This is a genomic window from Paenibacillus graminis (assembly GCF_000758705.1).
Lineage (GTDB): Bacteria > Bacillota > Bacilli > Paenibacillales > Paenibacillaceae > Paenibacillus_AQ > Paenibacillus_AQ graminis.
The window spans coordinates 6,121,802-6,136,555 of record NZ_CP009287.1 but is presented as its reverse complement, the minus strand read 5'-3'; the positions used below and the strand labels follow the sequence as shown (position 1 = coordinate 6,136,555).

Genomic DNA, 14,754 nt, shown 5'->3' with positions numbered 1-14,754 from the left:
ACCACCACCTTTCCTATTCATTAATTGGAAAAGTGGTGGTTTGAAAATATCTAAGCATAGGAGTCTACGCTTAATGGAACCTATTGTAGTAATCATTGATTCTGGTATCAGGGCAGACCTCTTTGGAGATTGTCTGATAGACTTTATTTCTTTTCAAAAGGATGGTAAGGAAAGCGATAGTTTAGGACATGGAACAGCATGCGCTTTGGTGATTAAATCCATTTGCACTAACATAAGATTGATTTCCATTTCTGTTTTAGATTCCGAGGGATTTACTAGTTCAGATATATTAAGAAATGCACTTGAATATTGTCTTACAATTAATTGTAATATTATCAATTTAAGCCTTTCGTTGCTGGATAATGAGAATTTTGAAATTGAAGAAGTGTGTAAAAAACTATTAAAGCAGAATAAAATTGTGATTTCTGCAGTAAGAAATCGTTATGAGAGAAGCGAACCGGCCATTTTTAACTCCGTTATAGGGGTTAGAGGAACATTATTCTCTTCACCCAATGAATTTTGGTTTAATGCCAATGAATCGATACAACTTATAACAGATTTGACACCTGTTTTTACAAACCCAGAACTCGGGAAATATTTTATGTTCTCGGGTAATAGCAAAGCTGCTGCTGTAGGCTCAGGCCTAGTAGCTAAAGCTATCTCGTCAAAAGAAATTTTAGATATAAATGATATTTATAATAATCTTTCAACAAACTGCACAAAAACCTCGTGGTTGGAAGAAGATATAGACTCAGCAATATTTTCGTATGGCAATAAAACAAATAACGGCAATATTGAATGGAACACTCATTACCAAAAAATTTATGAAGCGATTGCTTTAGCAAGTATAAGTGTAGGTAGAACTATAGAAGAAAATTCCTTGAATGCATCGGATAATCTATTTGAAATGGGGATAATGCTGCCCGAAATTGTTATTCCATTATTGCTGGAATTGGAACAAGAGTTTGGAACAAGAATAGAATTGCATCAAATAAAGCCATTTATGTTGCAATCAATTAATTCTATTTATAACACACTAAGGGGTGTTAGAAATAAGACAGTTAAGAATGATATTGAATATATGGAAATACACGGAAGGGTCACGTAGTTACTATCTTCCAATAGGTGTATGTCTATTAATTAACACGCTGGAATCTCTTTTAACCCCATATTTTATCTCGCAAATCATCGATGACTCAATACCTGATAAGGATTTCAAGTCCCTATGCTACTTTATAATAATAATAGTACTCATGTGTATTATAGGGAGTATTAGCATGATAGTTTCACAGAAATTAACTGTAAAGTTGGAAAGAAGAATCACCTTAAAATTGCGAGGGGAATGTTTAAACTCCATTAGTAAACAATCAGGTGAATTTTATACTACTGCGGGAAGTAGTGATTTACTAACTCTTGTTGTTCAAGATGTTGAAAGTATATCAGATATATTATCGAGACAAATATTAACAACAGCCCATAATTTAATCAAGATAATTGGAGTACTCTTTCTTATTTTGAGATTACAAATCATGATGTCTATAGTCGTAATTGGAATAATCATACTGGTAGTTTTTCAACAGAGAATATCCAATAAAAAAATAGAATTAGCTACAATAGATAGTAGGAATTCTGTTATACAGTTACAGGGTTCCCTGCAAGAATTTATTATTAATTTAATGAATTTTATAAATAATGGTCTTGTGCAGTTTCAAAACAAAAAAATCAAGCGAAATGAAGATAGTTTCACAACTGCTAAAATAAATACATCATTGGCGATGGTCAAGTATCATTCACTAATGAATTTTATAAGTTCGATCATAATGGTTACTATTGTTGGATGGGGTGGATTCAATGTTATCAGAGGATTGATGACTATTGGGGAGCTTTTTAGTTTTCAGATTTATACTCAAAGATTAGTCTCACCCGTAATAAATTTATCCAATATAAGTACAGAGCTCGCATCGAGTTTTGTATCTTGGAACAGAATAAATACCCTTCTAACACAGGAGAATTCTATTAAAGATGATGGCAAATTTAGTTGTGAATTTTCTAGAGAAATAAAGTTTGAAAATGTGAACTTTGGTTACCATCAAACTGAAATTTTATCTGATGCTTCATTTACAATTACCAGAGGAACAACCCATGCGATTGTTGGTCCAAGTGGAGCAGGGAAGACTACTGTTATAAACCTTATATTTAGACTATGGGATGCAAATTCAGGGAAGATTACAATCGACGGCCGACAAATTTCTGAATATAGAATTGAAAGTCTGAGAGATCAGATTAGTATTGTAAGTCAAAATATTTTTCTTCTTAATGACAGTATTTATAACAATATCGTTTTAGACAAAGCGAATGTCACTGATCAACAAGTAATAAGAGCGTTAAAAGGAGCAAATATATTTGATTTAGTTAATAGTTTCAAGGATGGATGGAATACAATCATAGGGGAAAATGGCATTCGTTTATCAGGAGGAGAAAAGCAGCGTTTAGCTATAGCAAGAGCAATATTCAAAGATTCACCCATTATGATATTTGATGAAGCAACTTCCATGCTGGATAATAATACAGAAAATGAAATTACACAGCAAATATTATCGCTCTTCAGCGGGAAAACAATAATAATGATTGCTCATCGTTTGTCTACAATTAAACATGCCGATATCATTTCTGTCCTAAAGGGAGGCAAAATAATAGAGCAAGGGACCCATCAACAGTTAATGAAAGAGGAAGAGTTTTATTATAAGTTATACACAACATAATAGTGGGACTCAAGAGAGATTAGAACTGACTAGGGGATGATAGGGTGCGAATTAATCAGACAGCGGTCATTGACAAAGTATCGAAAAGATATTATAGAGCAAACCGAACCAGAAACATTGTGTTGGCATGTGCCATCATTCTTTCTACGGTTTTGATTACGATTGCTTGCAGCACATTGTATAATTATCAACAAATATCTACAAATCAGGATTTGAAAGAAATAGGAACAAACGCTAATGTTATTATAAGCCGTCCTACACAAGAACAGATAACCCTTCTCGAGAACATGGATATTTTGCAGCCCAAAATGAACATTCAATATGTTTTGGGGTCACTTGTTGGGAATCAAGGACAAGCAGGTATCAATGTAGATATGCTCTCTGTAACCAATTGGGGGAAATTTAGCAAACCACTAATGGACCATATGTGGGGCACCTATCCAGAGGGGAAAGACGAAATCATGATGTCCACCTGGTTACTTAGCAGACTGGGATATCCGAAACCAAAGGTTGGAATGGAGATACGTCTGTCAGTCGCCATAAAAGATATCAAAATAGGCGGCGATGCTGAAGTTCAGACGCAACCCTATATACTCGCCGGTTTTTATGAGGATACGGCAAACATCAGTTCCGAAAACAAGAGAATTGTTTATTTTTCTGAAACATTTATTGATGAATATCCTCAAGAAACCCCTAACTTAATCGGACTACATTTTAAAAATACCAGCCATTACCAGGATAAAGTAAATCAAGTTCGGTCTTTGATTCATTTGGATAAAAGTCAAAATTTGATACCATCCTATGATGGTAAATTAAACATGAGTATAAAGGACTTTTTCATTGCATTTTTTGCTGTCATATTTTTTATGTTCGATGGATACTTGATTATTTACAACGTTGCTAATATATCTATTACGCAGGATGTTCGGTTTTATGGAATGCTAAAAACGCTTGGAACAACCTCTAAACAGATAAAAAGGATTGTGTATTTCAACGCACTTAAAACAGCATCAGTTGCAATACCTGTGGGAATATTGTTCGGGTGGGGTTTGTCAGCATACATTGTTCCGCTTGCTTTGTCTTCATTTAGCAGGGTCTCCTCCATTGATGCTCAATTCAATTCATGGATATTGTTGGCTGCTTTTGCTACTTCGTCAATGACGCTATTTATAAGTTACAGAGCACCTGCTAGAAAAGCGGGGAATATATCACCGATTGAGGCATTGAAATTCACCCCGTTGGAACATGGAAACTATAATTCAAGGAGCAGACAGGGTGCGAAAATTCCTTATATGGCATTAAAAAATATACTGCGCAATAAAAAAAGAGTGTTTATCGTCGTTTTGACGCTTTTCCTGAGCAGTACTATGCTTTTGGTACTTACGACATTCCTGAAATCCTTTAGCGTAGAGGAATATATTAATGCAGAAGTTAAATATGACATCGCACTTTATAATCACATGACGAGGGCATCTTTTTCCCCAACTGAAGAACAACACCTTACACCTGAACTGTTGACAAAAATTTCAGCTGTTGATGGTATTCGCAAAACCGAAAAGACAACAGTGGTCTCGATATACCAACACTACTCAGATAAAAATTATAGCGAGTGGCTACGTATTTCTAATGATTTTCGTAAGAGTATGAATGAAGAGTTAAGAGATAAAACACTCTATGAGAAGAATGCAAAAACACAATTCTGGGGATTGTTGATTGGTATTGATGATAAAAAGCTGGAAGAATACAACCAGACAACAGATAATCCCATCGACTTAGAGGCTTTTTCGAAAGGGGAAATAGCACTGGTAACAGATCTAAATGGTAATGGAATTTCAATAGGATCAAAAATACCATTTACTTTGATTGACCAGGATAAGACCTTTGAAGTGAAGATTGGTGGTCAGATAACATTCGAGCGGGATGCAATGAATAGTGGAGCTGCTCCATGGTTAATTGTATCGAATAATGTTATCAATAACTATCATCCAAATTCTGTAATATACTCTCTGAAAATCGATGCACAAAAAGGGAAAGAGAAGGATGTTTTGGATGCAGTTACATTGCTTACAAGCGGTGATAATAGTATCTCCCGCACCTCGAAAATTGAACAGGCTAAAGCATTTGACGACTTGAAACACTCATTTTCAAATTTTTCTATAATAGTTATCATCATTCTAGGTAGTATTGGGATTTTGAATTTTGCAAATACTATGCTGGTTAGTGTTATGTCCAGGAAACAGGAATTGGCTATCCTTGAATCCGTCGGCGCCACCAAAAGGCAAATAAAACAGCTAATTACTTATGAGGGAATATGGTACGCGTTACTGAGCCTTGCGCTAACTCTAACAGTCGGGAGCGGAATCAACTATCTGAGTTTCAGTACCTTCCGAGAGAATATGGAGTATGGTGTATTTTCTTATCCTGTACTTCCACTGCTGCTGTGCGAAGTAATTATTTTTCTGCTCTGCGGTGCACTTCCCCGCTTACTATACAGACTTCGTTCTCATGAAAGCATTGTAGAGCAGCTAAGGGAAGCCGGATAGTAGATAACCAAGCAGCCATTCCACTGGTCACAGGGGATCGCTGCTTGGTTGCGCCTGTTATAGTAATTATGGGAGAAAGAAAATAAGGCTATTCTTACAGACCGGCATGAATATGCGTACATTTAGGCTTGGAGTGATGGCGTGTACATTCAAGCGTAACCACCTCATACTGCGCCGATTCAATCCAGCTCCCCGTAGTGAAGTCCCGTCCCCGGACGAGCACTTTATCGCTGTAGACTTCCACATAATACCCTTGGCTGCCGGTCTTGTGCTCATCCGCGTTAGTCCAAAGATAAGCGACAGAAGCGGCATTAAACATAGTTGCCGTCTCTCCGTTGCCGGGATACATAGTGTTGCCGACCTCAAGCTCCCAATGGGTATGGCCGGTGAAGAGAAGCGTCTGCGGATACTTGGACAGGATGGCCCGCAGTTCCTTATCCTGTGTCACCCCGTACCACTCCTGTGATTCGAGCGAACCTGCTACTGTATCCTTCAGCGGCTGGTGCAGGAACAAAAATACGGGCTGTTCTTGCGCTGCATTGTAGTCAAATGCCTGACTGCTCACTGGCCGCTTTCCAGACCCGTGCTCAACCACCGTCTGCCCGGCAAGCTCAGGAGGATTCGCGACCTGCCAGCCAAGCTCCCGATCGGCCGCCGCCCGCTCTCCAAGCTTCCGGTCCAGCCACCGGAGCTGCTCGACTGACAGATTACAGAACGTCGGCAAACCTTCCTCTGTTCCAAGGAAAATAAAATGATACCCGCCGATCCAGTGGTCATGATAGGGGCCGGGCATTCCCATGCGGGAAGTGTACATCGCCAGGCGGGATTCCCAGTGGCCGAGGCCCACGTCATGATTCCCTAAGGTGTAACGGATCTCCGGGAGTGCTGCCTGATGCAGCTGCAGAATGCGCTGGACTTCCTCGTATTCTTCCGGAAATCCATGATCCGTAATGTCCCCAATATGCATAATTCCGCTGCTGCCCTGGGCATGAAGAGCCAGATCGTGCAGCGCCCGCTCAAAATTCAGATTATACTCATGCGATGGATCGGCGGTGACATGGGTATCTGTGATGATTTGGAAGGTGAGCAGCGGCTGTTGTCCGCCGGATTCGTTTGTACTCATTCGCGAAAAAGCCTCCTTGGATTACATGATCAACTGAATAAAAAGCGACTCTGTTACATTTTCAGCCATTTCGTCTTGAATGGCCCGGTTCAGGGAGCAGATCGGTTGGAGAGGGGCGCCGTTATCCTGTTAACTTTATTAATGCCCCTTGGCACTAATGTTCAGGCCTACAATTCCGGCCACGATTACGGTTACCCACAAGAGGGAGGACAGGGTCAGCCGCTCCCCGAAGTATACCGCACCCACCAGGGAAATCAGGATGATTCCCGCGCCTGACCATACCGCATAAGCTACCCCGACCTTGATGGAGGTGAGCGCCACATTCAGTGAGGTGAAGCTGATCCCGTAGAACAGGAACATCAGTAAAGAGGGCCAGAGCCGGGTGAAGCCATGGGATATTTTCATAGAGATGGTTCCGGACAGCTCGAACAGAATCGCCAGTGCCAGAAAAATCCAGGCCCACACGCCTTCGGCCCTCATCTTGCATTCCTTCCGATGCTTAGCTCTGCATAGGACTTCACAATACAATCAGCATCGGGCAAAAGATAGCGTGCCGCTACTGCGTTCCCCGCGTTAGTAATCCCATCATTCGCCGCTGTGTCCAACGTGTCCATAATCCCGCCATTCACCGCTGTGTCCACCGTGTCCATAATCCCGCCATTCGCCGCTGTGTCCACCGTGTCCATAATCGTGCCATACCCAGCCGTGTTCACCGCGTCTGTAATCACGCCATACGCGCCTGTACCCGCCGCGTTAGTAATCCCCGTCACAGGGTCCGCCGCACCGGTAACTCCGGTATCCACCACTGTACCCGTCACGCCGGAAATTCCACGGTCAGCTGCAGCGACGCTAGCCGTGCCGGCAATCCCAACGGCCACAGCCGCCCCGGCAGCTTTGGCCATTCGCATATCGCCGTTCGTATCCCCAATTACGGCGGCCTCGGCAGGCTGTACGCCCAGCTGCTCACAGGCCAGCAGCGCCATATCGGGGAATGGCTTGCCCCGTTCAACCTGATCCGTGCCAATAACGGCGGAGAAATACCCGCGGATGCCAAGCCAGCGGAGGTGATTCTCCGCCGCTGCCGTTTCATCGGCGGTTACTACGGCGAGGGCTACACCACTGGCTGCACATTGGTCCAGGAAGCGGAGCAGACCGGGAAGGGGGAGCACTGGCCGGCTCCGCTCCAGCAGCGCATCCGCTTCCTGGCGGCAGAGCTCCACCAGTTCCATGGATTCGGCCCAGGACAAGCCGAGCAGGTAGCCCTGCCAGGACAGGATAGCGTACAGGTCGCTCATCGTTCCCATGGCCAAGGGGCCATTCCGGTCATAGCCGGTAATTCTTCCCCCGGCATCGTGAACGGTCCCCAGTAAGGAGGCCCGGTGCTGAACCGGGAATTCAAGGCCGCGCCCTGCCAGCTGACAGGTGAACTGTTCCAGGAAACACTCGCTCCAGCTTCCCCAGAGGGAGATGAACTGAAGCAGCGTGCCGTCCTTGTCGAACAGGATTGCAGATATGGAATGCTTCCCTTGCGGTGTGATGAGCTCAGGCATGCTGCCGCCCCCTTCGATTGAATAATTCACGTCATGAATTATTTGTGTAGTTAGGGAAGCCGCGTCCTTAAGGCAGGACAGCAAAGCTTCCCTTTTCTGAAAATATAAAAATTTATATGCTTCACGCTATAAATTATCCTTCTATTTCTCGCTGAAACGGCTACCGTCCTTTAAAGGACGGCGAAGCCGGTTCACTTGATACGAAGTTTGCCGCTTATTTCACCTTATCCAGCGCAGCCTGGGCCGTTTGCTGTGCTTCCTTAAGCGCTTCTGCCGCCGGGGTATTCTCAATCTGCACCTTGTCGGCAGCGATTTTCAGCGCATCGCTGATTTTGCCCCCGGTAGGGTCCTGGAACGGGGCGGAGGCGTGGGATGCCTGCATCAACGGAACTTTGATCTGCGGATTGGTCTCGCTGAACGAGACGAATGCCGGATCTTTCAGCGCAGATTGGCGGACAGAAATATATCCCGTGTTAATCGACCAGAAGGCGGTGTTCTCGGAATTCGTGAAGTAGGCCAGCCACTTCATAGCAGCCTGCTTCTCGGCATCTCCGGCCTTGGCCGGAATGCCGGCCATAAGCGCTTCTGCCACCGGTTTCCCTTCACCCGTTCCAGCCCAGCCCGGCTGCTCCATCGCGGAGACGATGCTGAAATCCAGATCACCCTGGTCGCCGCTGGAGCCGGTGTAGCCTGCCGCCTGGCCTTTCATCACATCATCAATGGTTTTGTACCAGTACTCCCAGCCTTGTCCGCCGGAGTGAATGCGCATGATCTTGTCCTCATGAATCCATTTGCGGAACAGGTCCCAGGTCTCTACCCACTCAGGAGAGTCAATGGTTACTTTCGTTCCATCCTCGCTAAGAATGCTGCCGCCCTTGCTCATCACAGCATCAATCATGTTGCCGGAGCCCCACATCGGCTCCCAGCCGAAGAAGGTTGTTTTGCCGCCGTTTTGGACGGTCATTTTCTTAGCGGCTGCGGCGAGGTCCTCCCAAGTCTTCAGCTGGCTGGCATCAATCCCGTTTTTCTCAAAAGCGTCCTTACGGTAATACATAACCTGGGTCGTTCCGTACATCGGAAGGAAATACTGCTTGCCGTCAACCTGGCCCTGCTTCAGGAAGGTCTGGACAAAATCCTCTTTATTAAAATCCGGCTGCTGGGCAATCAGCTCATCCATCGGAGCAAAATACCCCTTGCGCGCCCAGTCCATATTGGAGGAGAGCACGGCTGCAGGAACCTGTCCTGTAGCAATGGCCGCCTGAAGCTTCTGTTCGGTTTCACTGTAGTCGGCCTGCACAATACCTTTGACGATGACCTCCTGCTGCGAGGCGTTGAATTTTTGGATGAGCGATTCCATATTTTCGCCTAGCTTGCCGCCGAGTCCATACCAGAATTCAATCGTTACCGGTTTGTCTTGTGCTGGAGCGGCGTCTGCCGCAGGAGCTGCGGAGGCACCGCCTCCCGCCGTAACGTTGTCAGAAGCGGAATTTCCGCCGCAAGCTGTGAGCAGTGTGAGTCCGGCAATCATGGATACCAGAGGCAACCTTTTTAATACGTTCATCATCATTCTCCTCTTTGTTCATAAATGTAAGATTTCAGCCTTTACTTGAACCTGCCGTCATATTGACACTTTGCATAATCGTTTTCTGCGCCAGCAGGAAGACAAGCAGCAGCGGGGCGATGGTGAAGGCGCTGGCGGCCATGATTAGCGGCCATTGTAATCCGTATGCACCCCCTTCCACGAAAAAGCTGCGCAGGCCGGCCGAGACTAACTGTAGGTCAGGATTCTTGGTAATCAGCATCGGCCAGAAATAATTGTTGTACTGATCAATGAAGGTAATCAGCGCCAGCACGGCAAAGGATGACCTCGTAACCGGCACCAGCACCGTCCACAGAATCCGCATGTGTGAGGCGCCGTCCACTTCACCAGCCTCCACCAGCTCATGCGAGACCTGCAGGAACGCTTGCCTGATCAGAAAGATCGCAAAGATGCTTACACAGTTGGAGAGAATCAGGCCGGCATAGGAATTCAGCAGATGCAGCTCGGACAGCACAAGATAGCCGGGCAGGTAAACTGCCGTAGCCGGAACCATATATCCAAATAGAATGACTCCGGCAAAAAGGCCCTTCAGGCGGAATTTCATATGTGTCAGCGCATAAGCCATCATGCCGGAATTGATGATCTGCAGAATGACGATGGAAGTGGCGACGAAAATACTGTTGCCCATGTATCTTGCGAACGGGGCCTCATTCCAGGCTGCGGCAAAATTGCCCCAGAGCGGCACTTCAGGCCAGAGCGTGGGCGGGGAGCGCCAGATTTCATCATTGGTTTTCAGCGCGCTGGTGACCATCCAATAGAAAGGAAAAGCCATCAGCAGGGCAAGCGCGGCAAAAAATAGATGGCGGACCGGGCCGCCCAGCCTTGTGAGTATACGCAAGCGGTGAGACCTCCTTTTGCAAAATGTAAGGATTATTGATAATGCGTAGTCCGCTTGCTGACGCCGAAGGAGAATACGGACAGCAGCATGCAGAGGATGACAAGAACGACAGCTACACTGGAAGCCTCTCCGATCTGAAAGGATTCGAAGGCGGACTGATAATACAGATACAGCAGCGTGCGGGTGGAGCCGGAGGGGCCCCCTTGGGTCAGCACATTGATCTGATCGTAGGCCTGAAGCGCCTGGATAAGCTGGACCACGAACAGAAACAGGGTGGTTGGCGAGATCAGCGGCAGGGTGATGCGAAAGAACTTCTGCACCGCGCTTGCGCCATCAAGGTCCCCCGCTTCAAGCAGATCTGAAGGCACATTCCGCAGCGCCACCAGATAAAAGATCATCGCCCAGCCCACGGATTTCCAGATGGTCACCAGAAGGACTCCCGCAAGCGCCCATTTGGGGTCCTGCAGCCAGCCGATTCTTTCGAGTCCGAGGACATCAAGCACGGTATTGGCAAGGCCGACCTCAGGCTCATAGATCCACGACCAGACAATGGATACAGCGACGGTTGGCGTGACCCATGGCGAGAACAGCAGCACCTGATAGATTGCGGAGCCTTTCAGCTTGCGGTTCATCAGGAGCGCAAGCCCAAGCCCCAGCAGGATGATCGGCAGCACACTGCCCGCACAGAAAAGCACGGTTACTTTCAGTGATTTGTAAAAGGCCGGATTGCTGAAGAGGTCAGCATAATTTTGTAATCCGACAAAAGTTTTCTCCGGACTCATAAAATCCCATTCCGTGAAGCTGAGATACAGCACATACAACAGCGGCGCCAGCCAGAACAGAACGAACGGTACCATCGCCGGCAGCGTGAACAGCACGGGCTTCAAACCGCTAATAACCTTTGAGCGTGTCATTTTTGTTCCGATACCCCATTCCATCAGCTTTGTTTTGCGGTATAATGCAGAGGAAAGCTCTCTGTTCAAAAAAAATTGTACACTCATGCCACGGCTCTATGGTCAAGCGGAGGTAAACATCGTTCGGAAATTGTGTAAAATTTGCAGAAAAGCTGCAACGAAGCTTCAGTATTGTGTAATGTAGAGGGAACGATTCTAAAAAAGAGTGAAGGTGCAGCGAATGAAACAGGCCACATTTGGCGGGGACAACCAGCATTTATCACCAAGGGAGCAGCTGCTGCGTCCGATGATTGACGCGATAGCGCAGACGATGGATCTGTATGGGGCCAATTATTCCTTTGGGCAGCTCTACGGGATTATGTTCTTTGAGGACCAGCCGATGACGCTGGAGGAGATGAAGCAGGTCATGAATATGAGTAAAAGCAATATGAGCTACGGTGTCCGCTCCCTGATCGCTTCCCGGATGGTGACCAGGCTGGAAGAGAAACGCGAGCGGAAAGAGCTGTATGTTGCTGAAACGGATTTTTTTCAGGCATTCAAAAACTTCTTCACCCTTAAGCTTCAGCGGGAAATCGATGTCATGCAGGAGGCGATGGGCACGGTGATGCCTGAGCTTCAGGCGCTGTCCCGGGCGGCAGACACACCCGAAGAGGAGCGGCAGGCCTGCCTGCGGGATCTGGACAAGCTCCAGCATGCGGTTGAATATTATGCCTGGCTGCAGCGGTTTGTGTCGGGACTGGAGGAAGGGGAGTTCTTCGGCGGGGCCGGGCTGCCCGGCAGGGAGTAAAGGCTGAGCCGGAACTGTGCGGCAGTTATGCTGCGGGTAAGCGGGAAACTGTGCGGCAGCACTGCGACAACTCTGTGGTAAGTGAGCCATATAAGGTTGAGCTTTGTGAGTAATCAGCCTGCGTGCGCTGAACAAACCGGCCAAAGCGGCCCGCGGGGGCTGAACAACGGCGTATCTGCCGTTGTTTGTGGCCAAAGCGGCCCGCGAACGCTCAACAACGGCAATCCTGCCGTTGTTTCCAAGCAATCCCGCCGTTGCGTTGTTCGGTACAAAGTGGCTATGCTTCCCTTTAATGGACAACGGAGCCGTTTTGAATTTTAGCTTAATGTTGCCTGGAGGAGTCTCCGGTAATCCTGCGGCAATTCCAAGTGGAAAAAGGGTAACTAATTTGCTCGTTCTACCGAATTTTCCGCAGGTGAAGTGGAAAAAGGATAACTATTACAGCTCATTTCGGTCCTGGAGAGGAAATGTAGCCTGATTAAGTTTCCTTTTTCCACTTCAATCGCACAATTACTGATTTTTTGAAGGAATAAGTTCACTTTTTCCAACTAGCCCTGCTCACCTGCTTCTTCTCCGCAAGCATTTTATACAATTGTCCCTACCCACCTCTTCTCACAGGCTGCTGCTAAGCGGGAATTGCTTACGCCAGCTGAGCTGTACTGAGGTTTTTTGCGTGTGAAAACAGCTTGACGAATCGTCATTTCCTGGCCCTGTTACGGCTCTTTAATTAACGATAGAGAAAATAAATACTTGGACTAATAACGATCCGTTCGATTGTAAGTATTAACTCTAACGATTAGTCATCAAGGAGAGGAATCATGCTATAATTTTGCCCAGGAGGCGTTCCTATGGATGAACTGGATATCAAAATTCTGAAGCTGCTTGAAGGGAATGGAAGGCTGTCCCACGAAGAGATTGGCAAGCTGCTGCATATCTCACGGCCTTCGGTGCATCAACGGGTCAGCAAGCTCGAGAAAAGCGGTGTGATCAAAGGGTACAGGGGCATTGTGGACTGGAGCAAGCTGGATCAGAAGATCAAGGTCATGATCTCTGTGAAGGTTGTGAGCCAGAGCTTCCGGGAAGCGGCAGATCAAATCATCGGAATTGAAATCCCTGGGGTGAGCATTCTAGAATGCCAGCGGATGGCGGGGGAATGGTGCATGCTGCTAAAAGTGAGAGTGGCTTCACCGGAGCAGCTTACCCTTTTGCTGGATGAAATTCTCCGGATTCCCGACATTAGGGAAACCTCGACGACCTTTATTTTATCTACTATATATGAAGATGGAATTAGGGGGATATAGGAGTTCTAACGGATCTATATCAGTTGAACTTTTGTTTTACATTGTGGGGGATGATCGTCACTGCGGGGAATGTTTGGACTTCCAGCCGCTGTTGTCGTAAGGATTTTTTGATTGGAACCGCCTTTAGCGGTTGAAATCCGGTGACAAAGGCGGACGCTACCGCTCTGTAAGTATCCAAACTTCCCCTCCGCACTTCTACCCTTTTATGAATTCTTTAAGTTCAACTTATCTAGCATCTTGTGCAGGTACATATTTATTTACAGAGAGGGTGAGTGTGCATGAAGCACAAGGCCAAGGCGAATCCGGTGTATTTGGTTGGCATAGCGTTATTGTGCGTTTATTTGTTTTGGGGAGGCACTTATGTCGGCATGAAGATTGCCATTGAGACGGTGCCGCCCTTTCTGATGGCCGGAATCCGTTTTTTTGCCGCCGGAGCTGTACTCTATGTCATTGCCAGATTCAGCGGGGCTAAGCGCCCGGCAGGAAGCGAGTGGCGGTCTTCGGCCATCGTCGGCGCACTGCTGCTGCTTGGCGGGAATGGCCTGGTGGCATGGTCGGAGCAAAGAGTCTCTTCATCGATTGCTTCCCTGATTGTTGCCGCTGTTCCCGTCTGGATGATGCTGTTCGGCTGGCTTAGCCGCAGCGGGAAACGTCCACATACCGGCGTTATCGCCGGAATTGTGCTTGGACTGCTGGGCATAGCTGTTCTGGTCTTTCAGCCGGGGCAGAGGGACGATGGCACCGCAACAGACCTGATCGGCATTATTACTCTGCTGGCAGCTTCACTCAGTTGGGCGGCAGGGTCCATGTACTCGCGCAGCGCCCGGATGCCGGATTCTCCGCTGATGTCAACGGCTGCACAAATGCTGACAGGTGGCGTGCTGCTGCTGGTTTTCTCCTATTTTACCGGAGACTGGTCCAAAATGGACATACCGGCCATTTCCCCCCGTTCGTATGCCGCTCTGGGTTATCTAATCGTCTTCGGCTCGATAATAGGCTACACCGCCTACATCTGGCTGCTCAAAAATGCCGATGCTGCCCTGGTTTCAACCTATGCGTTCGTGAATCCGGTGGTCGCCGTATTCTTAGGCTGGCTGCTCGCAGGCGAGCAGCTCTCTGTCAACACATTGACCGCTGCTGTGATTATTATTGCTGCCGTGGTGCTGGTGACTATTTTCCGCAGCCGGGCGGTACCGGTCAGCAAGGAACAGGGAGCAGAGCAAGTGAACGTTAAGAATAAAAGCCCGCTGCGCCGTTCCCTGCCAAAATAAACAATCCCATAAAGTTCTTTTTTTCTCTGGCGCTTGCGGGGAGGTGGTGCCGTTTTATCTGGATA

General features: G+C 47.0%; 12 protein-coding genes. 6 read left to right on the top strand and 6 right to left on the bottom strand.

Going from position 1 to position 14,754, the window contains the following annotated elements:
* Positions 1-73 precede the first annotated feature (73 nt).
* Genes PGRAT_RS26470 through PGRAT_RS26460 form a run of 3 tightly spaced genes read left to right on the top strand, consistent with a single transcriptional unit; the run spans position 74 to position 5,305 of the window.
* Complete coding sequence (locus PGRAT_RS26470) at positions 74-1,108, top strand: S8 family serine peptidase (protein WP_025706100.1); 1,035 nt, start codon at positions 74-76, stop codon at positions 1,106-1,108.
* On the top strand, positions 1,068-2,762 hold the full coding sequence (locus PGRAT_RS26465; protein WP_238326819.1) for an ABC transporter ATP-binding protein: 1,695 nt from the start codon (positions 1,068-1,070) through the stop codon (positions 2,760-2,762). Before PGRAT_RS26470 ends, PGRAT_RS26465 begins: the two co-directional genes overlap by 41 nt.
* 44 nt (positions 2,763-2,806) lie before the next feature.
* Positions 2,807-5,305 (top strand): ABC transporter permease, encoded by a 2,499-nt coding sequence (locus PGRAT_RS26460; RefSeq protein ID WP_025706098.1) that lies wholly within the window; start codon positions 2,807-2,809, stop codon positions 5,303-5,305.
* Positions 5,306-5,399: 94 nt separating this feature from the next.
* On the opposite strand, the gene PGRAT_RS26455 is transcribed toward PGRAT_RS26460, so the two are convergent.
* The 6 genes from PGRAT_RS26455 to PGRAT_RS26430 form a co-directional block, all read right to left on the bottom strand.
* A complete protein-coding gene (locus PGRAT_RS26455) occupies positions 5,400-6,428 on the bottom strand; it encodes a metallophosphoesterase family protein (RefSeq protein WP_025706097.1) in 1,029 nt (342 codons plus the stop codon).
* Positions 6,429-6,566: 138 nt separating this feature from the next.
* Positions 6,567-6,908: a DMT family transporter gene (locus PGRAT_RS26450; RefSeq protein WP_025706096.1), complete on the bottom strand. Its 342-nt coding sequence runs from the start codon at positions 6,906-6,908 to the stop codon at positions 6,567-6,569.
* Positions 6,905-7,978, bottom strand: coding sequence for an HAD family hydrolase (locus tag PGRAT_RS31950; RefSeq protein WP_052415736.1), 1,074 nt, complete (start codon positions 7,976-7,978; stop codon positions 6,905-6,907). Before PGRAT_RS31950 ends, PGRAT_RS26450 begins: the two co-directional genes overlap by 4 nt.
* Positions 7,979-8,192: 214 nt before the next feature.
* Positions 8,193-9,539: an ABC transporter substrate-binding protein gene (locus PGRAT_RS26440; protein ID WP_025706355.1), complete on the bottom strand. Its 1,347-nt coding sequence runs from the start codon at positions 9,537-9,539 to the stop codon at positions 8,193-8,195.
* Positions 9,540-9,573: 34 nt separating this feature from the next.
* Positions 9,574-10,416 carry a carbohydrate ABC transporter permease gene (locus PGRAT_RS26435; protein ID WP_025706354.1) on the bottom strand — a complete coding sequence of 281 codons (843 nt, stop codon included), beginning with the start codon at positions 10,414-10,416 and terminating at the stop codon, positions 9,574-9,576.
* 32 nt (positions 10,417-10,448) lie between these two features.
* Complete coding sequence (locus tag PGRAT_RS26430) at positions 10,449-11,330, bottom strand: carbohydrate ABC transporter permease (protein WP_025706353.1); 882 nt, start codon at positions 11,328-11,330, stop codon at positions 10,449-10,451.
* Positions 11,331-11,550: 220 nt separating this feature from the next.
* On the opposite strand from PGRAT_RS26430, the gene PGRAT_RS26425 reads away from it, so the two are divergent.
* The 3 genes from PGRAT_RS26425 to yedA all read left to right on the top strand — a co-directional run bounded on the left by PGRAT_RS26425 (position 11,551) and on the right by yedA (position 14,689).
* Positions 11,551-12,117, top strand: a complete 567-nt coding sequence (locus PGRAT_RS26425; protein ID WP_025706352.1) for a GbsR/MarR family transcriptional regulator — start codon at positions 11,551-11,553, stop codon at positions 12,115-12,117.
* An 848-nt stretch (positions 12,118-12,965) separates the two neighbouring features.
* A complete protein-coding gene (locus PGRAT_RS26420; protein ID WP_025706351.1) occupies positions 12,966-13,418 on the top strand; it encodes an Lrp/AsnC family transcriptional regulator in 453 nt (150 codons plus the stop codon).
* A 278-nt stretch (positions 13,419-13,696) separates the two neighbouring features.
* The gene (gene yedA, locus PGRAT_RS26415; protein ID WP_042267466.1) at positions 13,697-14,689 is read left to right on the top strand and encodes a drug/metabolite exporter YedA; all 993 of its coding nucleotides are present in this window, start codon (positions 13,697-13,699) and stop codon (positions 14,687-14,689) included.
* The last annotated feature ends 65 nt before the right edge of the window (positions 14,690-14,754 follow it).

Coding starts and splice junctions, on each gene's coding strand:
- PGRAT_RS26470 (WP_025706100.1), top strand. CDS start 74: ATGGAACCTATTGTAGTAATCATTGATTCTGGTATCAGGGCAGACCTC.
- PGRAT_RS26465 (WP_238326819.1), top strand. CDS start 1,068: ATGATATTGAATATATGGAAATACACGGAAGGGTCACGTAGTTACTAT.
- PGRAT_RS26455 (WP_025706097.1), bottom strand. CDS start 6,428: ATGAGTACAAACGAATCCGGCGGACAACAGCCGCTGCTCACCTTCCAA.
- PGRAT_RS26450 (WP_025706096.1), bottom strand. CDS start 6,908: ATGAGGGCCGAAGGCGTGTGGGCCTGGATTTTTCTGGCACTGGCGATT.
- PGRAT_RS31950 (WP_052415736.1), bottom strand. CDS start 7,978: ATGCCTGAGCTCATCACACCGCAAGGGAAGCATTCCATATCTGCAATC.
- PGRAT_RS26440 (WP_025706355.1), bottom strand. CDS start 9,539: ATGAACGTATTAAAAAGGTTGCCTCTGGTATCCATGATTGCCGGACTC.
- PGRAT_RS26430 (WP_025706353.1), bottom strand. CDS start 11,330: ATGACACGCTCAAAGGTTATTAGCGGTTTGAAGCCCGTGCTGTTCACG.
- PGRAT_RS26425 (WP_025706352.1), top strand. CDS start 11,551: ATGAAACAGGCCACATTTGGCGGGGACAACCAGCATTTATCACCAAGG.
- PGRAT_RS26420 (WP_025706351.1), top strand. CDS start 12,966: ATGGATGAACTGGATATCAAAATTCTGAAGCTGCTTGAAGGGAATGGA.
- yedA (WP_042267466.1), top strand. CDS start 13,697: ATGAAGCACAAGGCCAAGGCGAATCCGGTGTATTTGGTTGGCATAGCG.